The sequence below is a fragment of the Sorangium sp. So ce327 genome, from assembly GCF_051530205.1.
GTDB classification, from domain to species: domain Bacteria; phylum Myxococcota_A; class Polyangia; order Polyangiales; family Polyangiaceae; genus Sorangium; species Sorangium cellulosum_B.
Genome location: NZ_CP150330.1, coordinates 11,503,279 through 11,525,106, shown reverse-complemented (window position 1 = coordinate 11,525,106; position 21,828 = coordinate 11,503,279). Strand labels below are relative to the sequence as shown.

Below are 21,828 nucleotides of genomic sequence, written 5' to 3'. Positions count from 1 at the left end.
CTTTCGCCAGCGACTCCGTCGAGGCCCATGCGACGACCGCGTGGCGGTCACTCCTCGTACTCGATGGTCGCCGTCTTCGGCTGCGGATCTCCGTCCGGGCGCGGGGGACCGTAGTGGGGCGCGGTCGTCTGTTGCTTGTACAGTCGCGAGCTCCACACCACCTTGCCTCGATCCACGAGGATGTAGTCGTTGTACGCGTTGAAGCAGACCATTTGATCCCGGGGTACGATCACAGATTGGCTAAGGAGCTCGGGGCGGTGGTTGTATGCGTAGGCCCAGTACCCCATCAGGTCCCATACCTTCGACCGACTGATGCTGCTGCCGCCCGGATAGCAGCGGTCGTAGACGTCCGCGCCCGGAACCTGTCTCTGCGCGTTATCGACCATGGCCGAGAACTCTCGCTCGCGCAGGTTGTTCGCCGTGACGTGGACGCGGACCCGCGCGCGGACAGGGCCGCCGTTGGCTTGCAGCGTCAGCTCGAGCCGCACGATGCCCATGCTCGGTATCAAGCCGCGATCGTAGCCGATGTTGAGGTACGTCTTCCCCGTGAGCGACACCGCGTCCGTGTTCGTGAGCGGCGTCGGCTGCTTCCAGGACCACACGAGCCCGTCGCCCGAGTGAGCGAGGTACACGTGCAAGGACACCGGCCCGACGCTAGCCTCCACCTGATCCGTGCTCACCTCGACGGCCAGCTGGTCGTAGGCGCCGAGCAGCTTTCCCAGGCTCGGATAGCTCACGGCCTTGGCGATCGCCGTGCTGCTATACATGAAATCGTTGTATGCAGTCCTGGTGATCCGTCCCGGCAGCTTGCGCTGTCGTCTCTCCAGATAGCGCCTCAGCGCGATCCTGCTCAGCTCTCGGACCCTGTCTTCGCCACTCACGTTTCCTCCTGCGGTTGCTGTTAGGGTTGATTGAACCGTGTCAGGACAGCCGCTCCGCAACGACGGGCGTCCCGGCGGGCTCCACGCCGACAGGCGCTTGGTCCGTACCGCCGCCCTCACACGCCGCGCAGGGGGGCGCCTGAACACCGTCTCGTCTGCCGTCTCGCTCGTCCTGCGCTGCCGGCCGGTGGTCCGGCGTCGGCGTGCTCTCCGCTCGCGCTCCGGCGTCCTCTTCCTCCTCGTCGAGCTCTGCCGACAGCAGCTTGACGACCCCGCGCCCGAGGTTGAGCAAAAGCCTTTTGGACTCCACGTCCATGTGCTGCACGCGGCGCACGAGCCCGAACACCTCGCGCTTGCTCCGCAGGCTCATGCTGCCGAGCACCTCGGTGTACCGCGCCTCGCCATCGAGGTGGCTCGCCCCGAGGACGAGCTCCCGGAGCTCGTCCAGCACCTCGCTGCGGACGCCGAACAGGAGCTCGGCCAAGGGGATGTGCTCCGACGAGTCCTCCGAGTCCTCGTCCCAGGGCAGAAGCTCTTCTCCACGCCTGCGGATCGTCACGTATACCTTCACGGCGACGGAAAACGTGCCCGACCCATCGCCGACGTCGATCCGGAGGCGCACGAAGCGCAGGCTGGGCCGGGTAGGCCAGCTCTCGCCGCCTGCGAACGTCGCTGTCTTGCCGTTCGCAGGCAGCACCCCAGAGACCTCTGAACCGCTGTTCTTGGGCTTCCAGTCATAGCCGTTCGCGGAGTGCTCCATCGTGATTTCAAGGGGCAGATCCCTGCTGCCGCCGATCCTATCCATGACCGCCTGAAAGCAGAGCTGGCCCGCGGAGCTCAACATGTCCGTGTGTTCGAGGCTCGTGTACTTCCTGATGAAATAGGCTCCCTCAGGCACGGCCGCTCCGACGAACATGTCGCTCAAGGTATCGTCGAACACCATCTCAAAGGATCGTTCCACCCAAAGCTCCTTCCTGCGGGCGACCGCGCCTCCGTTGCCCGAATGGCGCGCCGGAGCGCGACGACGCCCGGCCTTTCGTGTGTCGTCGCGCCGGCGCTCATCCCCTCAGGAGTCGTCCCTTTGCGTGACGTACACCCGGACATGCGCCGAGGTCGTCGCGTTGGTGAAGTACAGTCTGAACCGCACGTAATTGAGGAGCGGACTGCTCCCAGAGTGGTACCCATACTTCACGTTCGTGACGCCCGTGGAGAGCGTCGTGATGCTGATATCGCCTGAGCCGCTCGGGGTGGTCGAATTGGTGTTCTCCACCAGGAAGTTGCGCCCGTCGGCGCTGTGCTCGATGAAGAGCTCGAATCCGCCGATCGAGCTGCCCCCGACGTTGTCGATCGCGATCATGATCGCGAGCTGGTCGAATTGTCCCAGCTTGGCGTTGAGCTCCGCGCTGGTGAACACAGGCGCTGACGAGCTGGTGCCCAGAGGAAGGAACTCATCAAACGCAACGAAATTAGCTCTTCGCATCCTGAACCTCGCAGTTGTCTGGTATGTGAACGGACCACGGCCGATGGCGACGAAGACTCCAGCGCCGATGCCGCTCGAGGGCACGGCGGTGACTGGGAGCGGCGGGCTCCGACGCGCGCCGAGAGGCTGCCCGGGCGTATGCCGTCAGCCCATGATGGAGAAGGCGCTCGCTTCCTGAGCAGAGCCGTTCCCCCCGCTCAACGCATTCGTATATGGTGGCCTCCCGCCTCGACGTCCAGGCGGTTTTCGGTTTGCGCGATTACGTGATTTTGTAGTCGTGCAATGATGACGGGATCCTGGGTTGCCTGGAGCTGCGGTGGTCGCGTATTGCAAGGTTTCCCAACAGCACTTCGGCTGCGGTATCCCGGCGCCCAAGGATCCCGAGGCGCGGAGTGGCATCAACCCGCATGGAGCAGGTCCCGAAGATGCACGCGTCGTTTCGTCCGTGGCGTGTGATATCCACGGCGCGATCGTGGCGTTCCTGGGAGCGATCAACGCGGCGCGGTGCTCTATGCGACGGGTGCGCGTGGCCGGCGGCGCCTCGCGGCGGTGCGCGAGGGGGGCGAATCGCGCGGGTGTACGTCGGCGTCGCTGGCGAGTGCGTCGTGGGATCGGGCACGTGGGATGCGCCCATCGGCGCGCCATCGTGGGGCCCGGTCGCTGACCATGGGGAGGGACCAGGTGATCCCGCTATCTCGCGTCGCGCCGCACGCCTTGCGCGTCACGGTGCCGGACGAGCGCGGAGAGCTCTGCGCGGCGATCGCGCCGGTGCCGGACGAGCTCCGCGATCTCTAGGGAGCGCTCGACGGCGACGGCGCGACGTGGGAAGAGGTGCTCTCCGCGACGCTCGAGGCGGCCCTGCCGCTCGGTGCTCCTTCCGGTACCAGATGACCTCGCCTCGCCCTCTCACCCGCGCCGCCCTGGGGATCCTCGCTGGCCTTGCGCTCGCCGCCGCCGGCGTGGTCGCCGTGGCCGAGCCGCAAGCACCGCCGTCCCGGGCGGGGTATGCGCCGGACCCGGCCCCGCGGCCCAGCGTGAAGCAGTGGGTCTTCGACGTGCAGTACGCGAAGGGGAGGGGCTCGATCGTGCGCGTGCGGCCGGTGGCGCTCGACCGGCCCCTGGCGACGGCGCGGGTGATGGGCCGGTTCGCGATCGAGCTGTACGTGGGCCAGGAGCTGCTCGATCGGGTCCGCTTCGACGTGCCGCTGACGGGGGACGCGCCGGAGCGTCCGCAGGGCGCCCTGCTCCGCCGTCCGACGTTCGACAACGGCGTGACGACGCGGCTGCGCGTGCAGATGGCGGACAACCCGCGCGCGAGCTGGGCCAAGCTGGTGGACCGGAAGACGGGCGCGGAGGAGCGCTTCCTCTGGCCGCCGGAGCCGGACGGCCGGCTCGTGCCGCTGAGCGCGCAGGGCGGGGTGGCGCCCGACGGGGGCGCGCCGGGGGATGCGGGCAAGCTGCCTGCGGACGCCGGGGGACCGGCGGATGCGGGCTGGCAGGACGCTGGCCCCGATGGGGGCTTTCCGCCGGTGGACGCGGGGTGGCAGGACGCGGGGAGGCTGCCGGTGGACGCGGGCTTTCCGCCGGTGGACGCGGGGTGGCCGGACGCGGGCTGGCCGCCGGTGGACGCGGGGCGGCCTCCGGATGCCGGGGTGCCGCCGGATCCGTTCAGGCCGCGGCGGAAGTAGCGCGCCCTGCCTGAGCTGCGGTACCTTGGCGGGCATGCAGGACCGCTCGCTCGCTGTCGTCGCATCGCTCGCCCTCGCCGTCGTCTTCTCCGCGGCGCCGGTCGCCGCCCAGCCGCCTGCGGGCAAGGAGAAGCCGCAGGCGGCTGCGCCTGAGCCGGCGGCAGCCGCGCCCGACGCTGCTCCGTCGCAGCGCAAAGATCCCAGCGGGCACACCGGCATCAGTCCCTACACGGAGCAGGTCCTGAAGGGCCAGGCGTCGTTCGTGGCGCGCGACATCCCCGGCGCGATCGCGGCCTTCCAGGAGGCGATCAAGCAGGATTCCTCGAAGATGCTCGGCTTCTATCTGCTCGGCGAGGCGATGCTGGAGTCCGGCAACATGGCGGAAGCCGAGACGGCCTGGACCACGGCGACCGGCAAGAAGGGCACGGAGGAGCTCCACGCCAAGGTGCTCTTCTGCCTCGCCGATCTGCGCGAGCGTCAGAAGAACTGGCAGGCGGTGAAGGAGGCGTGGGGGGCCTACAGCGCGTACCTGACGAGCAACCCCAAGGCGACCGGCTATCCGGCGACCGCGGCGGAGCGGCAGAAGCAGGTCGACCGACGGATGAAGGACGAGAAGGACTACGCCGTGGTCAAGGAGCGTATCGTCCAGCGCGAGGCCGAGCGCCTGAAGGAAGCTGAAGAGAACGCCAAGAAGGACAAGATGAACCGGTAGCGCGCCCCCGGCCGCGCGCGGCGCCCGCCGCGCTCCCTACCCGCGGCGCCAGCCGTCGCTGGGCTGGGCCCCCGCCTCCGTCCACCGGTAGAACCCTTCCCCCGTCTTCTTCCCGAGCTTCCCCGCCCGCACCATCTGCCGCAGGATCACCGGCGGCCGGAACTGCTCCCCCACCTCGCGGTGGAGGTGCTCCAGGATGGCGAGCCGCACGTCGAGCCCCACGAGATCCGTCAGCTTGAGCGGCCCCATCGGGTGCCGGTACCCGAGCTCCATCGCCCGATCGATGTCGACAGCCGACGCCACCCCGGCCTCCAGCATCCGCATCGCCTCTGCGCCGAGCGCCACGCCGAGCCGGCTCGTCGCGAAGCCGGGCGTGTCGTTCACCACGATCGGCGTCTTGCCCAGGCGCCTCGCCACCGAGAGCGCCGCCGTCACCGTCGCCTCGTCGGTCTCGAGCCCCCGCACCACCTCGAGCAGCTCCATCACCGGCGGCGGGTTGAAGAAGTGCAGGCCGATCGTGCGCCCGCCCGCGCCGAGCCGGCGCCCGAGCTCCGTGACGCTCAGGCTCGACGTGTTCGTGCCGAGCAGCGCCCGCTCCGGCGCCGCCGCCTTCACCCGGCCGAGCACCTCGACCTTGAGGTCCATCCGCTCGGGCACCGCCTCGATCACGAGATCGGCGTCCGCCGCCGCGCGCTCGAGATCCGGCGACGCCACCAGCATCCCGATCATCTCGCTGCGCGCCTCGTTGAGCATCTTGCCCTTCTGGACGAGGCGATCGGTCGCGCGCTTGAGGTCCTCGATCGCCGCGCCGATCCGCGCGGCGTCGACGTCGTACAGGCGCGTCACGTAGCCGGCGACCGCCGTGACCTGCGCGATCCCCTGGCCCATCGTGCCCGCGCCGAGCACAAGCACCGTGCGCATGCGCGCCGCGGCGGGGACCACCGCGATCTCGCTCACTTCGACGGCGCCGGGGCGCCGTCCTTCTGCCGCGCCTCCATGCGCTTGCGCACCTGATCCACCTCCTGCGGCGTCAGCTTGCGCAGGTTCGCCGGGCCCGGCGCGGCGGTGCCCGCCGCGCGCGCGGCTGCGGCGGCGCTCAGGGCCTCCGCGGCCGCCCCTGCCGCGGGCCCGGTCGGCGCCGCCGGGCGCGCGCCGGGCTGAGCCGCGGGGCGAGCCTCGGCGGTCGCCGGGCGCGCGCCAGCGGGGGCGGGGCGAGCGCCGGCCGCGGCCGGGCGAACCTCGGCGGTCGCCGGGCGCGCGCCCGCCGGCGCGGCCTGCCCTGCGGCGCCGTCGTCGTCGCTGCTCATCGCGAGAAACGTGACGCCAGCCACCACGAAGACCGCGAGCCCCAGCGCAGGGACCCAGTTCGGGGTGGGCGGCTCGTCCGCCGGCAGCGCGCGGGCGGGCTCCCCGTCGAAGCCATGGTGATCGCTCACGTCGTGCGCCGGGGCCGCGTGAGCCTCGTGATGGGCCGTGCTCATGCGCGGACAGTTGCCGCACTTCGAAAGCGGCGTCGAGGGGGTTCCACGCGCTTCCACGTCCCGCCCACGTACCACCCGCGCCCCGCCGGCCAGAACGGCCGGGCGCGCTCAGCCCGCGAGCCGCCGGTGGCTGTCGAGCGCCGCGCGCTGATCCTCGAGATCGTCGCCGTAGACGGCCTCGATCGCCTCCGCCGCGAGGCGGTGCTGCCGCTCCGCCGTCTCCTTCGGCTGCATCCCGTACGCGGCGTCGCGGATCAGCACCGTGCAGAACTCGAAGCGGTGCTCCCCCATCCGCGACCAGATCCGCTGCGCCTCGCCGAAGCGCAGGTGATCCACGAGCGCCGAGGCGTCCGGGATCATCCGGGCGAGCACGCGCGTGTCGAACTCGCGCCCCAGCACCGCGGCGGAGATCACCGTCTGCCGCGTGCGCGGCTCGAGCCGCTCGAGCCGCGCGACGAGCAGGCTGTTCACGGTCCGCGGCGGCATGAACCGGCTCGATCGCGCGGCGTCGTGGGCCGACCCGTACCGCCCGTCCTCCAGCCAGTACGCGAGGATCTCCTGCGCGAAGAACGGATTCCCCCCCGCGGTCTGGCCGAGCAGCGACCCGAGCATCGTGGGGAGCGGGCCGCCGAAGAACGGCTCCGCGAGCGCGAGCAGCCGCTCCGCCGGGAGCGGCGCGAGCTCGATCGCCTGCGACGGGATGCCGGCGTCGAGCGGGATGCGGGCGTCCACGCCCTCCCCCGAGGACGCCGCCGGCCGCGCCGAGCAGATCACCGCCAGCGGCAGGTCCCTGCAGGCGGCCGTGATCGCGCGCACCGCGTCGAGCGAGGTCCGATCGGCCCACTGCGCGTCGTCGAGGTGCACCACCACCGGCTGCAGCGAGCTCTCCGCGACGAGCAGCGCGGCGAGCGCCTCGAGGACCTCGTCGCGCCCGCCGGCCTCGGCCCCCGCCTCCTGGCCGCGCAGCCTGAGCAGCCGCGCGAACGCCCCGCGCGACCTGTCGATCCCGGCCCGCACCTCGGTCCAGCTCTCGGGCAGCCGCTCCAGGAGCAGCTCCAGCGCGAGATCGAGCCCCGCCTCCTTGGCCCGCTGGCCGAGCTCCGACGAGATCCCGAGGTACTCCTTGAGCGCGAACTCGAACGCGTAGAGCGGGGTCCTCAGCGTCTGATCGCAGCGGGCCTCGATCCACAGCAGCGGGCGCATGTCCATGAGCTGCGCGCGCTGGTGGCGGTAGCTGTGCACGAGGTAGCTCTTGCCGATGCCCGCCTCGCCGAGGATGTACACGACGCCCGCGGAGCGCCCGGTGAACAGGGGCTCGAGCGCCTGCGTGAGCCGCCCGAGCTCGACCTCGCGGCCGATGGGGCCGAGGTCGTAGAACTCCTCCTGCACCGCGATGCGCCGCCGCTCGAGCGAGTAGACGAGGATCGGCAGATCGAACCCGTCGAACCGGAAGATGTTCTCCGTCGACCACTGGTGGCTCGCCTCGCCCGCGCGGAACGCCCGCTCGTCCGCCCAGATCGACGACGGCGCGGCCTTCCGCGCGATCTGCGCGGCGAGGTGGATGGCGCGGCCGACGCACGCGAACTCGCGGCGGCCCACGGCGCCGAAGAAGCCGACCAGGCAGCGCGCGCGGGTGACGCCCACCGCGAGCCGGGGCACGCCGAGGCCGTTGCTCTTCAGCTCGAGCGCGAAGTCGAGGGCGCGATCGTGGTCGCTCTCGTGCGCGACGGGCGCGCCGAAGTAGAACTGCGCGCCGAAGCCGCGCTCCGTCACGGTCATGCCGGCGAACGTCGCGCCGTACATCGCCGAGATCTCGTGCAGCTGCTGGAGGAGCTCCGTCGGGCTCGCCACCCGATCGAGCGAGACCGACACCGTCGTCACCTCGCGGATCTCGCCCTCCGGCGCGAGATCGCCAGCGCCCGGCGGCAGGAACGCCTCGACGTCCGCGTCCGTCGGGGCCGACGTGATCGTCAGCGAGGGGGGCCCGCTCAGGAGATCGGCCTCGTCGAGCTCCGCCACGCTCTCCCGCGCGCTGGCCGCGGGGAGCCGCTCGCGGAAGCTGCGATCGAGGTGGAGCTCGCTGTCGTCCACCCCGCGGTCGGTCGCCTGACAGGCCTCCATCGCGGGGCCGTAGATCAGGTAGTACGCGCGATCCGGGGCGATGCGCACGATCGTCCAGTGGACCGTGCCCCAGGCGAGCCCGATCCTGAACGGCGTCTGCGCGCCCCCGGCGCCCAGCGCGCGCCGCGCCGCGAGCTCCAGGAGGCTGCGCCGCATCGCGAGCGCCGCGCTGCGGGCGTGCCGGGTGACGTTGCGCCCTGGCCGATCGGGGAACAGCGCCGTGAACCCGCCGGCGGGCGACAGCGTCGCGACGAACCCGCCCGACTGGTGCACGGCCTCGAACAGCGGATCGAAGAACGATCGCAGCGCGTCCGGATCGAGCGCCTGGCGCGCGATCATCTGCTCGGCGAGCTCCACGATCGCCGGCAGCGAGACGTGCAGGACAGCCGCGTCGATCGCTCCCGCGTATTGCCCTTCGGCATCCTGTTCGAGGATGAAGTCCGGGACGAGCGGATTCATGTCGAAACTGTATCGGGTATCTCCGCCCGACACGAGCGCGGCGGGAGGGCCGCTCGATCCCCGGGCGAGCGCGCCCGGGGGGGCGACGAATAGGTTGTTACGGAAGCGCGCTGCGGGGGTCGTTCAGGACATGTGAAGGGAGGGGTGCGCAAGAGAGAGCCTCCGCGCGTGGGCGGAGGTCGGTCCCGTCAGGTTCGTCGTCGTCTTCGTCGATTCCGTCAGTTTCGTCCGTTTCGTCAGAACGGCGAAGCCGCCAGGCCGTCGACCGGCACCAGGCGGGAGGTGAAGAAGACGCGCACCGTGCCGAGCTCGAGGCGCGCGCCGTCGAGCGTGAAGGGCACCTTGCGGGTCTCTCCCGCGAGGCGCAGGGTCAGCTCGCCGCGGACCGGGCCCGGCGCGCGGGCCCCCGGGCTCGCGGCGCCGGCGCCTTCCTCGGCCGACGCGCGCGCGATCTCGACGACGTAGCTCCCCTTGGGGAGGCTCCGCAGCGCGAGGGACTCCGAACGCGTGCTCGTCGCGTCGCGCGAGCGCACACCCACCGACGGGAGGGTCGCGCCCATCCACGAGACGCGCCGCCCCTGCGCGTCGATGAGGGAGAGGTCGAGGTCGGCGCCGCCGGTCCACTCGGCGCTGAGCCGCACGTCGCCGGGCAGGTCGGCGGCCGGCGCCGGGTCCGGCTGCGCGAGCCGCCTGTCGATCTCCGCGCGGACGGCGGAGGTCGCGTCGAGGCGGAGCTGGCTCGCGAGCTCGCTCATGCCGCCCTCGCCGGCGCACCGGATCGCGGCGGCGACGAGCTTCGCGTCGGCGGGCGCGAGGTCGGCGAGCGCCACCCGGTGCTGGCACGCGAACGCGGGCCGCCCCGCGGCGTCCCAGAGCTCGGCGAGCCGCGCCTGGGTGGCCCGGTCGCCGGGGCGCACGTCGGCGAGGCCGCCGAGGATGCGCGCGGCGCGGTCGCGCTGCCCCTGCCGCGCCGCGAGGTCGGCCCGGGCGATGAGCGCGTCGGGATCGAGCGCGTCGCGCCCGCTCCAGCGCGCGGTCAGCTCCTGGGCCTCGCCGAGACGGCCGGTCGTGGCGTAGAGCGCGTAGAGCCCCGCCGTCCTGTCGCGGCTGTCCGGGGCCGCCGCGAGCGCCGCCTCGGCGGCCGCGGTCTTCGCGGCGCTCTCGGGCGCGAGCGTGTTCGTCGCGTCGAAGCTCACCTTGCGATCGAACACCCGGCGCATCGGGATCATCCGCCGCGGGCGCGGGCGCGACCACTCCTCGGCGGCGACGAGGTCATCGCGCGACCTCCGGGCGCGCTCGTCCTGCGGGAGCGCCGGCTTCGGCTCCGCGGGGGCGGCGGCCGTCGGCGCCGGCGCCGGCGCCGGCATGTCGTCGAGCGAGCCCGAGAGGGGATCGAGCTCCTGGGATCGTCGCTTGGCGGGCGACGCCGGGCGGGCGCCGGCCGACGTGCGAGACTCCGCCTTCGCGGCCGGCGCGGCGTCCGGCCAGCCGGAGCCGCCGCCGCCCCTGCCGCTGCCCGACAGGCCGAGGCCCGCCCCGAGCGCGTCGCCCTTCTCCTCGGCGCCCTCGTCCGCCGCGTTGCCGGGCTCCTCCCCCTCGGCGCTCGCGCTCACGCGCTCGGCCTGCTCCTCGCCCGTGAAGGCGGAGGTGATGCCGTCTCGATCGAGGCCGAACGCCTTGAACATCGCCTCGCTCTCCAGGACGAGCAGCGAGGTGAACCGGCTCGCCACCGAGAAGCGCCGCGACAGCTCGATGACGGCGGGCTTCTGCGCGTCGCCGCCGGTCTCCTCGAGCTCCGCGATCTTCGCCGCGGCGTAGAGGCGCGGGACGAAGGCGTTGCCCGCGCCGCTCGTGGCGACGATGTTGACGGGGTAAGTCTGCTCGAAGCGCTCGCCCGAGACGCGGCCGCGGAGGCGGATCGCGCCGTTGACGTCGGCCCCGGAGCTCATCCGCGCCACGACGAGCGCCTCGCCGCCGGCGCGGATCGGGTCGAGCCGCGCCGGCGTGACCTGGGTCAGGCCGGGCGGGAGCTCGATCTCGGGATCGCGCAGCGCGAGGCCGTACGCCGCGCCGAGGACCGACTGCGCCGCGCTCGCGACCTTCTGGCCGGGCACGTAGGGGACCATCACCCCGCCGCCGCCCCGCGCGAGCGCCCTGAGCGACGTCGTGTCCGCGTCGCTCCCGAGCGCGACCGCGACCACCGCGGCGGCGCCGTCCGCGGGGACCGCGCCGCGCACCGCGGCCTCGATGTGGGCGGGGCGCGTCGGGCCGACCGAGGGCGTGCCGTCGCCGAGGTAGATGATCCGGAGCTCCTTGCCGTCGAGCGGGCCGGCGGCCGCGCGCGCCGCGATCATCGCCGCGGCGAGATCGCTGCCCCCGTCGGGCTCGATGCCGCCGAGGAAGCGCTCGACCTCGCCCGCCGAGGCGGCGCCGGGGGCCATGGGGCGCGCGGCGCCGCCCTGGCCCGCGTCGCCGAGCGAGCGGCAGAGGGTGTCGCACGCGAGCACGACGACCTCGTCGCGCCGGTCCATCTCGCGGACGAGCGACGAGGCGAGCCGCGTCGCGCGGGCGAACCGCTCGCCGACCATGGATCGGCTCGAGTCGACGACGATCGCGTGGCGCCGCGAGGTCGACTCCTGCCACCGGGGGAGCCGGGGCCGGATCGCGATCGCGACGTAGGGCGACGTGTCGCTCGCGATGGCCTGCGCCGCGGCGAGGGAGGCCTCGTGCTCCGCGCCGTCGCGCTTCGACGTCCCGGCCGCGCCGCGCCGCGCGCTGTCCACCCGCGGCGCCGCGGGCGGCGTGGCCGGGGCCGGGGCGGGGGGCATCCGGTAGGCCCAGGCGGTGACGGGCCGGTCGCGATCGGGGAGCGCGTACTCGACCGTGAGGTCGCCGGCCGGCGTGAACCCGCGGGCCTCCAGCGTGCGGCGGTCGGCCGCGCCGTCCGCGGGCGCGGCGGCGAGATCGTAGCCGCGCGTCGCGACGCCGAACTCCCGGTCGTGGCCGAGCACCTGCACGTCGAGCGAGAAGTCGCCGATGTTCGTCGTGCCGCTCTGGTCGTGCGCGAGCGGGTAGGTGAAGCGCCGGACGCCGCCGGCCTGCTCGACGAGCTGCGTGTAGGTGAGCACGACGCGCCGCGAGCCGCGCTTCGGGATGGGGAAGATGCGCAGCTCGAACCGGCCGCCCCGCTGCCACTCGAGCAGCGCGGGGTCGCGCCACGGGCCGGGGACCCAGATGATCTCCTCGCGCGGCTTGGGCGCCTTGGGGGCGGCGTTCTGGAGGACGCCGCGCCAGATCGCGGCCCCGCGATCGCGATCGACGAACGCGCCCTCGATGAGCTTGCCGTCCACCTCGAGCGCGAGCCGCTCGATCTGCGCGCCCGGCGGGAGCGGGAACCGGAAGATGCCCTCGAGCTCCTCGTCGGTGTCGTTGGCGAAGGTCTCGTCGATCTCGGTCCTGGCGACGACGTCGACGATCCGCACCTTGACGGCGTGCCTGGCGAGCCGGACGGCCCGCTCTTTCTCCTGCGTCGCGCCCGGCTTGCGCGCCCTGAGCTCGCCGAGGCCGCGGAGCGCCGGGGCGTCGGCCTCCTCGGCGGAGCGGTCGCTCCACTCGAGCGTGTCGGCGAGCGACGTCGCGCTCGCGACCTCGGGCGCGGCGCCCTTCGCGAGCGTCGCCTCCTCGCCGGCGCGCACCTCGACGGGCTCGCCGCGCTCGCCGGTGACGCGCACGGCGCCGCGGGCCACCTCGACCGAGGCGCGCGCGGCGCCCGCGGTGATCGCGAGCTTGGTCCCGAGCACCTCGATCTGGCCGTGCGGCACCTCGACGCGCGCGGGCGGCGCGCCGGGGCTCGGGGTGACGTCGAGGACGACGGCGCCCTCGTCGACGCGCGCGCGGCGGCCGTCGCCGGCGATCCACACGCGGGAGCCGCGGTCGATGGCGAGCGCGGAGCCGTCCGCGAGCGACAGGTGGGCGCGCGTCCGCGCGTCGGTGCGCAGGGTCGCGCCCTCCGGGAGCGTGGCGCCCGCGGCGAGCGGCGCGCAGGCGCCCGAGGCGTCGCACGCCTCGAGGCCGCCCGACTTGTCGGCCGACGCGCGCGACACCGAGGCGACCTTGCCGGACCACGGCGCCCCGGCCGCCGCGGCGACGGACGGCGCCGTCGTTTCGCCGCCGCGCCGCAGGGCGACCCCGGCCGCTACCGCCGCCGCCGCGGCCAGGGCGGCGGCGGCGAAGGCCGAGCGCCGCCCGAAGGCCATGCGGCGCGCTGCCGGCGCGGTTCGCTCCGGCATCGTGGAGCGCGGTCCGCCCGTGCGCGCCTCGGCCGCGCCGGATCGCGCTCCGGACGTGTCGGAACGCGGCCTGGGCGTAGCGGAACGCCGCTCGGGCGTGTCGGATCGGGCGTCGGCCGTGTCGGATCGCTGCCCGGCGATGTCCGATCGCCCTTCGGCGATGTCCGATCGAATGTCGGCGGTGTCCGATCGCCCTTCGGCGATGTCCGATCGCCCTTCGGCAATGTCCGATCGAACGTCGGCGGTGTCGGATCGCTCTTCGGCGATGTCCGATCGAACGTCGGCGGTATCGGATCGCTCTTCGGCAATGTCCGATCGCCCTTCGGCGATGTCCGATCGCCCCTCCGTCACGCCGGATCGCGCGCCAGCGGCGCCGTGTTGCTCCTCGGCGGCCACCTTCAGGACCGCACCGCTCGTTGCGCCCTCCGAAGGGCGCGCCGCCTCGATCCGCCGGAGCAGCGCGTCCGCGAATCCGTCCGCCGGCCGGAAGTCCGCGCCCGCCGCCGCGACCACCTCCGCGGCGCGTGCCGCGTCGTGGCGGAGGTCGCGGCACGCGTCGCAGCCGGCGATGTGCTCGTACAGCGCCGGCCGCGCCGTCCCGTCGAGCACCTCCGCGAGCTGCTCCTCGACCTCGCCGCAAAGCCCAACCGAACCCGTCTCTGTCGCGCCCATCGCCCTCACTCCTCGCCCAGCTCGGCCCTGAGCCGCGAAAGCGCGCGGCTCACCCGCTTCCGCGCCGCCGCCTCATCGATCCCGCACGCGATGGCCACCTCCTTGAAGGAGAGGCCCGCCTCGAAGCGCAGCACCACCGCCTCGCGCTCGCTCGGCTTGAGCCGCGAGAGCGCGGCGCGGGCGCGCTCGGCCCGCTCGCGCTCCGCCGCGAGCTCGCTCGCGTCGGGCCGCGGCCGGGTGTCGTGGACGAGGCGCAGCCGCGCCTCGCGCCGCGCCCTGAGCTCGGTGTGCCGCCCGCAGAGGCGCCGCGCGATCCCGAAGAGCCAGGCCCGCACGCTCCCCTCGGCGCGGTACTGCGGGAACGCATCGAACGCCGCGAGCAGCGTCTCCTGCACCAGCTCCTCGCTCTCGGCCTGCGACCCCGTGAACGCCATGCACAGCCGGCCCAGCGGCATGGCGTAGGCCTTCGCACACCGCGACAGCGCTTCCCGGAAGTCGCCTGTCCCGATCAGCCCCTCGATCGCGCGCGCCTCGTCGGCCCGCGCGTCGCCCTCCGACCCAACGAGCGCTAACCCAGCTGCCATCGCTGCCTCATCGCCGGCCATGTGCCCCCGTCCCCCGAGTTCGTGACCGGATTTTTTTTCGCCCCCCGCCCCCGGCGGACTCCGGTGCCCGATCCCACGGTACAGCGCGGTCCGGCCTTTGCCTTTTGCAATGCGATCCCCGCCGCAGCAGAATCTGCCGTCGCCTCAGGAGCCGCGCTTATGAACGAGACAAGCCCGCCTGGTGTCACCAAGGTCGCCGCGCCCCGAGGCGCGGCGCCGAGCGATCCCGTTGACAGGTCGCGTGTGAAGGGATGGAGACGGTCGCTGGCGCTCGCCGCTGCCGTGTCCGCCGCCGCAGCGCTCGCCGCCCCCGCGGCGCTCGCGCAGGGCGAGGCGCAGGCTCAGGGGGAGAGTGAAGCCCCGCCGGCCGGCAAGCGGGTGGTGCTCCCGACCCGGGCCAGCGCGGGCGGGAAGGAGAAGAAGGCGGCCGCCGCCGAGCCCAAGGGGGGCCCGGCCGAGAAGGACAAGGCGGAGCCGCCGGTGGAGGAGCGCGCCGCGCGCGGCGTGGTGGTCATCGAGCGCGGCGGGCAGGTCCTCGGCCTCGGCGCGGCGCTCGCGGGCGACGGGCGCATCCTGACCGCGCTCTCGCCGCTCGGCGCGGGCAACGACCTCACGGCGCGCCTCGCCGACGGGACCACCGTGCGGGTGAAGCTCGGCCACCACGACCGCGTGTGGGATCTCGCGCTGCTCGTGCCGCAGACCGGCAAGTGGGCCGAGGGGCTCACCGCCTCGTCGCGCGATCCGGTGCGGCCGGACGCGCAGATCCGCTCGTTCTCGGCGGCGCGCGGCAAGGTCGCGGCCACCGCGCTCGTGCTGCGATCGCACAAGACGCTGATCGGCGGCGACGACCGGCCGCTCGATCGCGCGATCGAGCTCGGGTCGCGCGTCTCGCCGCTCGATCTGGGCGCGCCCATCATCGACGAGGACGGCCGCGTGGTCGCGGTCCTGGGCCGCGGCTGCGCCCCGAACGAGGGCAAGCCCTGCACGCCCGTCGCGTTCGGCGTGCCGATCAGCGCGATCAGGGCGTTCCTTCGCGCGGTGCCGCCGACGGCCGTGCCGCCCGCGGCGTGGCTCGGGATCCAGGGCGTCAGCGAGGCGGCGCCGGTCGCGAAGGGGGTCCGGGTCACCGTGGTGCACCCCGAGAGCCCTGCGGACGAGGCCCGCTTGACGGGCGGCGATCGCGCGGAGAGCGACATGATCCTCGCCGTCGACGGCGTGCCCGTCACCAGCCCCGAGGCGCTCTCCGACGCGATCCGGACGCACGCGGTCGGGGAGAAGGTCCCGCTCACCTTGCTGAGCCGCGGGAGGTACCGGCAGGTCACGGTCGTGCTCCGCGCCGCGCCGGATCCGTCGGCCCCCGCGGCGAAGCGGCCGGAGGCCGAGCTCCCGCCGCCGAGCTCGAGCGGCAAGTCGACCGAGGAGTACCGCAAGTAAGAAAAAACTGATGCGGGCCCGCGCGCGGATTCTATAAGCTCGGCGCTCGGGCCCGACCCGGTTGACACCCCGTCAACCGAACCTCCAGGATCGGGCTCGAGCGGCTCGGACGGGCGCGCTCGCGGTTCTCATTCAACCTCGCGCCTCGCGCGGGGCCATCGATCGGGTGATCCGTGTCCCAAACGTTTCGAATCGAAGTGGCCGGCGAGACGAACGTCGGGCGCAAGCGCAACCACAACGAGGACAACTTCGGCATCATGGTGGAGTACGGCCTCTTCATGGTCGCCGATGGAATGGGGGGGCATGCGTCGGGCGAGGTCGCGTCGAAGATGGCGGTCGACGCGATGCAGGACTTCTTCGCCCAGACGCAGGACGACCCGGAGCGGACCTGGCCCTACAAGATGGACCGGTCCAAGGGCTACGAAGAGAACCGGCTGATCACGGGGATCAAGCTCGCCAACCTGCGGATCTACGAGACCGCGCAGCGCGAGGCGAAGAAGCGGGGCATGGGGACGACGTTCGTCGGCATCTTCACGGCGAACGACGGCGTCTACGTCGCCCACGTCGGCGACAGCCGGGTCTACCGCTTCCGCGAGGGCCGGCTCGAGATGCTCACCGAGGACCACTCGCTCCTCAACGACTACATCAAGATGAAGCGGCTCACGCCCGAGGAGATCGCGAACTTCCCGCACAAGAACGTGATCGTGCGCGCGCTCGGGATGAAGGACACGGTCAAGGTCGACACCCGCTTCGAGGTGCCGCAGCTGAACGACACGTACGTCCTCTGCTCGGACGGGCTCTCCGGCCCGGTGAGCGACCTGGAGATGACGCAGATCCTGACGGAGCATCAGGACATCCAGGTCGCGACCGCCAAGATGATCGAGCGCGCCAACGAGAACGGCGGCCCCGACAACGTGACCTGCGTCCTCGTCCGCTGGACGCAATAGTCCGCACGACGCTCGCCGATCCCGCCTGCGCGATGTGCGTCGCTCTAGGGCAGGGCGCCGCCGCTCCAGGGGATGAGCACCAGGAAGACGAAGGCGATGAGGGCGAGCATGAAGAGGCTCGTCATCAGGTAGGTCGAGCGCGGCGAACGCGCGGTGCTCCAGCCGTCGCCGTAGAACTTCCCCCGCGAGCGCACGCGGATCCGGCGCTGCACGCCGCGCAGAAGGCTCGGCGGCGCCGCGGGCGGCGGACGCATCGCCCCTCGGACCAGCTCGCGCAGATCCAGCTCGTCGACGAGCGGCAAGTCGCCGTCCTCGGGGAGATCGCCGTCCTCGGAGAAGTCGTCTCGGGGCGTGGCGGCGGCGGGCGGGCGCTCCACGGGGGGCGCCGAGGGACGGCTGCCGCTCTCCGCGCCCGAAGCGGCCGGCTCATCGGCTCGCCCCGTGCGCTTCGGGTCGTCCGCTCCGCTCATTTCCCGCCTCTCACCTTCTCGCCCATCATCTTCTCGACCAGCGCGCGGAGCTGGCCGCGCGCGCGATGGATCCGGCTCTTCACCGTCCCGTCCGGCAAACCCGTGACCGAGGCGATCTCTTCGTACGACATGTCCTCGACGTCGCGAAGGATGAGCGCCTCCCGGAACTCGGGATCGAGCTGCCCGATGGCGCGCTTCACGACCGCCTCGAGCTGCATCCCCTCCACCAGCTCGTCAGGGCGGCTCACGTCGCCGACGCTCACGCCCTTGGCCGCGGACAGCGGCACCCGCTCGGCCATGGCGTCGACGTCGTCCTGGGCGCCGGCGTGCCGCCGCGAGAGGTACTTCGTCCGGTTTTTGCAGAGATTCACGGCGATCCGATAGATCCACGTCGAGAGCTTCGATTCGCCGCGGAACTGATCGATCGCCTTGAAGACCTGCACGAAGACTTCCTGGGACACGTCCTCGGCCTCGTCACGCCGGCCGAGCATGCGGTAGACGAGCGCGAACACGCGGCGCTCGTACATGATCACGAGCTCGTTGAACGCGCTCTCGTCACGGGCGACGAGCCGCGCGATGAACTGCGCCTCGCCCGCCTCGAGCGGCGCCGCCGACGCGCGCCCCTGCTCCGCGCCCGCTGCGGGCGGAGAGCCGCCTCCGCGGTCCGTATCTACATGGGTAGGGGCTCCGCGTCCGCGGGCCCCTTCATCGCTCGCCACGCCGTCCGGTCCTCCAGGAGCCAGGGGCTCGCGCACGCCGCGCGGCAGGCGCAGAGCCCTCGGTGAGACCACGGTAAACAACCCCGGCTCGACCGCGCCAGACAATAGCGAGCAAGTGACGGCGCAGGAGGCGCCCGCGAGGCGGTGCGACCTCGCCCGAGGCGCTCCCGCCCACGCGATGGACATCGGCCGCCATGACCCCCCTCAGAGGGCGCGGGTGCTCGATGGTTCCGGCGCGTGGATTCGAACCACGATTAGGGGATTCAAAGTCCCCCGTCCTGCCCTTGAACGACGCCGGAGTGCTGCGGGACGGAGCCGACCGCCGCGCGGCGCGCACCTTAGCGCGAGTCGCGCAGGATGGCACCCGTCCCGATCCATGAGTCGGCTCTGCGGGCCGGATAGCTGATGCCGCGCGTGGCGTCCGCCTCGGATCGGCCTCGCCTCAGGCGGAACTGCCCGCGCTCGCGGCGACCCGCCGGCGCCGGCTTCGCGCCGGACGCCGAGGCCTTCTCCGCCCGGTGGAGCGGCAGCGCGGGCGCGCCTGTGTCCTCGCCCGGGGTCGCGGTCGCTTCCTCGCGCGCCGGGGCCGCTTCGGCCGCAGCGCCGTCGCGCGCCGGGGCCGCCGCGGGCGCCGCCGCGGCAAGCGCCGCAGCGCCGGCGCTCGCGGCGAGGTCCGGGGCAGGCACGGCGACCTGCGCGGCGGCGGCCGCGACGCCCTGGGCCACGCCGAGGTGCGCAGCCTGCGCGGCCGCAGGCCTCGCAGGCGAGGCCGCAGGGGCGACCACGCTCAGCACCGAGAGGCCCAGCACGAGCACGAGCGCCGCGCTGCCCGCCGCCGCTCCGGCGGCGCCGCGAGAGACGCGGGCGCGCCGCGCGAGCCGCGACCAGGCGCCCGACACCCGCCCGCGCGGCGTCTGATCCGCGTCGCGCGCGCCTCGCGCCGGCCCGGGCTTCGCGGCGCCGGGCTTCAGCGCCCCGGCGCTCGGGAGCGTGTCGGGCGGGGACGAGGGGGCTGCGGGGAAACAGGACGGAATATCAAGAGAAATCGGCTGCGAGGGGCTGTCCCGCCGCAGCACGGCCTCGGTCAGCGGGAACCGGCCGAGGGTGAAGGCCTCGGCGCGCTCGCCGCGCGCCTTCTCGGGGGCGCCCTGGTGGAAGCGGGGCGCCACGGAGCTGAGGTCGTCCGGCGTCAGCGCGAAGCTGAGCGGGCCGGTGGACTCGGGCGCCTCGCCCGCGGCGGAGAGGGCGGGCGCCTCGTCGCGCGGGGGCGGCTGGGAAATGGTCCAGCCGAGCGCCTTCACCTCGCCGGCAGGCGTCCAGCACTCGAGGCCTTCGCGCCAGACGCGCGTGCTGTGGGGGAGCTCCCCCAGCTCCAGCGCGCGCCAGAGCGTGACCGTGCTCATCGCCTCGAGAAAGTCGCCGCGGTCGATGCACCAGGGCTTCGACTCCGCCGGTGCCTCCTCCGCGCCGCCGGCGTGCGACGTGAACGGCATCGTGGGGGCGCTGCAGAGGCTGCTCAGCTGCCCCTGCCCGCACCCCTCCGCGCCGCCCGACGCCGGCACGCCGTCGCCAAGCCCCTCCACCTTGTACGCTGCGCTCGGGCCCATCGCTGTCTCCCTAGCGAGCCGCGGCGGCCCACCCGATGCTGCTTCCGGGTGCACCTCCGCTGCTCTCGTGCGTCGGTAGCGGATGCTGGCGCGGTGGGCCAAGAAAGGTGCCGGGCAGGGCAGGCGCCCAGGCCGGGGGCCTGCGTCTGGCGGCAACGCTGCGCGGGCAGGGCGCGGCAACGCTGCGCGGGAGAGGGCGCGGCAACGCTGCGCGGGCAGGCGCGGCAACGCTGCGCGGGCAGGCGCGGCCCGGCGTCAGAGGTCGGTGTAGTTGTCGGCGAACATCGCGCGCTGGCCGAGGAAGGCGATCTCGAGCGTGCCGCTGACGTCCGTCCCTCCGGTCGAGCTACGGATCACGTTGAGCGCTGGCATCAGCCGAATGAGCCCGCGGTACTCCGTCCCTGCCGGCGCGCGCGCCAGCGTCACGTGGACCGGAGCGCGCAGGCTGAGGCGGACATCGGCAGGCGCCTCGTCGTTGAGCGCGACCGCCACCTTCGCGCCGAGCGCCGCGCGGAACGTGGCGTTCGCCGCCTTGTCGACGAGCCCGGCGTGCGCCGCGATCGTGAGCTCCTGGCTCTGCACCGGCGCGCCGAGCACCTCCTTCCTGCAGCGCGTGGCAGGGACGAAGGAGGTGGACTGGGTGACCGGATCCACGCCGTGGACGACGTCGCCCGCGGGCTCGCACCACTCGAGCGTGTCCGTCGACGCGGTCCAGCGCGAGTCGAACTTGATCTGCCCTTCGAGCGTGGGCGCGAGCTTCTTCCCGCCCTCGCCGACGTAGACAGCCGCCGCGCCGACGCTCCAGGGGACAGCGGTGAGCTCGCGCGGCGCGTAGGTCGGCGGCAGGCTCTGGTCGCGCCGCTCGGGGCCGGGACCCAGGTAGCTGAACCGGGTGCGGCCGACCGCGCCGCCGACGTAGAGGATCAGCGGGGGATAGGCCGAGCTGCCCTCCCCCTCGAAGTCGAGCCGCGCGAACGAGGCGGAGAGGCGCAGGGTGCCGGTGGGCGTCTGGGCCGCGTCGTCGGTGGCGGAGAACCCGATCAGCGTGGCCAGCCCGTCCTCGGCCGCCACCTCGGCCTCGATCACGGCGCTCACATCCCATGCCGTCGGATCCGTCACCTCGCCGAACCCGGCCAGCACGCCGAAGCCGACCCGCGCGAGCGCCGCGCCCCCGGAGCTACCCGTGATCCCGACCGGAACGATGTAGACGGGCTCGCGGCCCGTGGCGGCCGGCGCGATGGCCGCGCCCCCGGCAGGCGCGAGCGGCGCGATGGGAGCGCCCGACGCGGCCGGGGCGACCGGCGCAATCGCGCGGCCCGGCTGCGCGGGCGCCACGGCCACGCCAGCGCCCGGTGCCGGCGTGGCAGGCGCGGCGGGGGTGCTCGGCGCGGCAGACGGGACCGGCGCCGTGGGGGCGCTGGCCGCCGTGGGGGCGCCGGGCGCGGAGGCGGCCGGCCGGACGGGCGCCGGGGGCGCTGCGCCCGGCGGCACGGGAGCCGACGGCTGCCCCGCGCCCTGGGCGAGCGCGGGCGCGGCCAGCGTGAGCGAGAGCAGCGCTGCGGCGCGCTGGAGCAGCAGGGCGCCCCTCACGGCGCCACCGTGAAACGGAAGGTGAGGCAGTCGGCGCCGCTCGACGTGTCGTATTCGGCGCGGGTGCTCTGGTTCGTCTTGGGATCGAAGGCGAAGATCTGGAACTTGCCGCTTCCGTTCCGGACCCTGAAGCGGAATACGTAGTTGCCGGGATCCAGATCGAACTCGGGGAAGACCGTGTTGCGGATCGAGAACGGCCTCACCCCCGCCGGATCCGCGGTGGGCTCCGGGTCCTCGAACAGATAGCCGACGGCGCTGAGGTGGTACTCGTCGCTGTGGAGCTTGAGCTTGATCCTCTTCATGGTCGAGAGCGATCCTCTCACACGCGCGCGGCACGGTACAGCGGCTGGAGGGCGCGCGACATGGCAGCGATCGGGCTCGCCCGACCGTCCGGACCATTTCTGACGAGCGCAGGTGGGTCATTTCTCGTGAGCGCCGAAGGATGCCGGAGCGGTAATGTTTTTAACCGGGCAACTGCATGGTCGAGCGTCGGGGCGCTCGGGTATCCGTGATGGTTTTGACTTCATGGTGGTACCGGTCATCGGGCGGAGCGGTGGCGACGGGCGCGGGCTTCGGCGCCGACGGGGGCTGTCCGCGAGTTGATTCCTCGCGGCGGCGCTCGTGACGGTCGCGTGTGATGGGAGGGTCCTGGGGAGGATCGGCGAAGACGAGA

Annotated in this window: 17 protein-coding genes and 1 tRNA gene; 4 read left to right on the top strand and 14 right to left on the bottom strand. The window is 73.3% G+C overall.

What is annotated here, in order from left to right; all coding sequences use genetic code 11:
* Positions 1-47: 47 nt before the first annotated feature.
* The 3 genes from WME95_RS43210 to WME95_RS43200 all read right to left on the bottom strand — a co-directional run bounded on the left by WME95_RS43210 (position 48) and on the right by WME95_RS43200 (position 2,361).
* Positions 48-767 carry a hypothetical protein gene (locus tag WME95_RS43210; protein WP_437905086.1) on the bottom strand — a complete coding sequence of 240 codons (720 nt, stop codon included), beginning with the start codon at positions 765-767 and terminating at the stop codon, positions 48-50.
* 154 nt (positions 768-921) lie between these two features.
* The gene (locus WME95_RS43205) at positions 922-1,842 is read right to left on the bottom strand and encodes a hypothetical protein (protein WP_437905085.1); all 921 of its coding nucleotides are present in this window, start codon (positions 1,840-1,842) and stop codon (positions 922-924) included.
* Between the two features lie 105 nt (positions 1,843-1,947).
* Positions 1,948-2,361: a hypothetical protein gene (locus tag WME95_RS43200; protein ID WP_437905084.1), complete on the bottom strand. Its 414-nt coding sequence runs from the start codon at positions 2,359-2,361 to the stop codon at positions 1,948-1,950.
* 887 nt (positions 2,362-3,248) lie between these two features.
* On the opposite strand from WME95_RS43200, the gene WME95_RS43195 reads away from it, so the two are divergent.
* Positions 3,249-4,049 (top strand): hypothetical protein, encoded by an 801-nt coding sequence (locus WME95_RS43195; RefSeq protein WP_437905083.1) that lies wholly within the window; start codon positions 3,249-3,251, stop codon positions 4,047-4,049.
* Between the two features lie 34 nt (positions 4,050-4,083).
* Positions 4,084-4,761 (top strand): hypothetical protein, encoded by a 678-nt coding sequence (locus WME95_RS43190; protein WP_437905082.1) that lies wholly within the window; start codon positions 4,084-4,086, stop codon positions 4,759-4,761.
* Positions 4,762-4,797: 36 nt separating this feature from the next.
* Here WME95_RS43190 and WME95_RS43185 read toward each other — a convergent pair whose 3' ends face one another.
* From WME95_RS43185 to WME95_RS43165, 5 genes are all read right to left on the bottom strand, one after another.
* The gene (locus WME95_RS43185; protein ID WP_437911088.1) at positions 4,798-5,709 is read right to left on the bottom strand and encodes a 3-hydroxyacyl-CoA dehydrogenase family protein; all 912 of its coding nucleotides are present in this window, start codon (positions 5,707-5,709) and stop codon (positions 4,798-4,800) included.
* A gap of 5 nt (positions 5,710-5,714) precedes the next feature.
* The gene (locus tag WME95_RS43180; RefSeq protein WP_437905081.1) at positions 5,715-6,242 is read right to left on the bottom strand and encodes a hypothetical protein; all 528 of its coding nucleotides are present in this window, start codon (positions 6,240-6,242) and stop codon (positions 5,715-5,717) included.
* A gap of 108 nt (positions 6,243-6,350) precedes the next feature.
* Positions 6,351-8,822, bottom strand: coding sequence for an AAA family ATPase (locus WME95_RS43175; RefSeq protein ID WP_437905080.1), 2,472 nt, complete (start codon positions 8,820-8,822; stop codon positions 6,351-6,353).
* Between the two features lie 236 nt (positions 8,823-9,058).
* Positions 9,059-13,783 (bottom strand): VIT domain-containing protein, encoded by a 4,725-nt coding sequence (locus tag WME95_RS43170; RefSeq protein ID WP_437905079.1) that lies wholly within the window; start codon positions 13,781-13,783, stop codon positions 9,059-9,061.
* A gap of 5 nt (positions 13,784-13,788) precedes the next feature.
* Positions 13,789-14,367 (bottom strand): RNA polymerase sigma factor, encoded by a 579-nt coding sequence (locus tag WME95_RS43165; protein ID WP_437295745.1) that lies wholly within the window; start codon positions 14,365-14,367, stop codon positions 13,789-13,791.
* A 180-nt stretch (positions 14,368-14,547) separates the two neighbouring features.
* Between WME95_RS43165 and WME95_RS43160 the strand changes: the two genes are divergently transcribed.
* Positions 14,548-15,822 carry a S1C family serine protease gene (locus WME95_RS43160; RefSeq protein WP_437905078.1) on the top strand — a complete coding sequence of 425 codons (1,275 nt, stop codon included), beginning with the start codon at positions 14,548-14,550 and terminating at the stop codon, positions 15,820-15,822.
* Positions 15,823-15,995: 173 nt separating this feature from the next.
* Positions 15,996-16,769, top strand: a complete 774-nt coding sequence (locus WME95_RS43155; protein ID WP_012240508.1) for a Stp1/IreP family PP2C-type Ser/Thr phosphatase — start codon at positions 15,996-15,998, stop codon at positions 16,767-16,769.
* A gap of 44 nt (positions 16,770-16,813) precedes the next feature.
* Here WME95_RS43155 and WME95_RS43150 read toward each other — a convergent pair whose 3' ends face one another.
* The 6 genes from WME95_RS43150 to WME95_RS43125 form a co-directional block, all read right to left on the bottom strand.
* Positions 16,814-17,239, bottom strand: a complete 426-nt coding sequence (locus WME95_RS43150) for a hypothetical protein (protein WP_437546463.1) — start codon at positions 17,237-17,239, stop codon at positions 16,814-16,816.
* On the bottom strand, positions 17,236-17,958 hold the full coding sequence (locus tag WME95_RS43145; RefSeq protein WP_437546461.1) for a sigma-70 family RNA polymerase sigma factor: 723 nt from the start codon (positions 17,956-17,958) through the stop codon (positions 17,236-17,238). The genes WME95_RS43150 and WME95_RS43145 overlap by 4 nt, the downstream gene beginning before the upstream one ends.
* A gap of 225 nt (positions 17,959-18,183) precedes the next feature.
* Positions 18,184-18,257 (bottom strand) — tRNA-Gln (locus WME95_RS43140).
* 39 nt (positions 18,258-18,296) lie between these two features.
* The gene (locus tag WME95_RS43135) at positions 18,297-19,565 is read right to left on the bottom strand and encodes a hypothetical protein (RefSeq protein ID WP_437905077.1); all 1,269 of its coding nucleotides are present in this window, start codon (positions 19,563-19,565) and stop codon (positions 18,297-18,299) included.
* A gap of 255 nt (positions 19,566-19,820) precedes the next feature.
* Complete coding sequence (locus tag WME95_RS43130) at positions 19,821-21,155, bottom strand: hypothetical protein (protein ID WP_437905076.1); 1,335 nt, start codon at positions 21,153-21,155, stop codon at positions 19,821-19,823.
* A complete protein-coding gene (locus WME95_RS43125) occupies positions 21,152-21,457 on the bottom strand; it encodes a hypothetical protein (RefSeq protein WP_437546455.1) in 306 nt (101 codons plus the stop codon). Before WME95_RS43125 ends, WME95_RS43130 begins: the two co-directional genes overlap by 4 nt.
* Between the last annotated feature and the right edge of the window lie 371 nt (positions 21,458-21,828).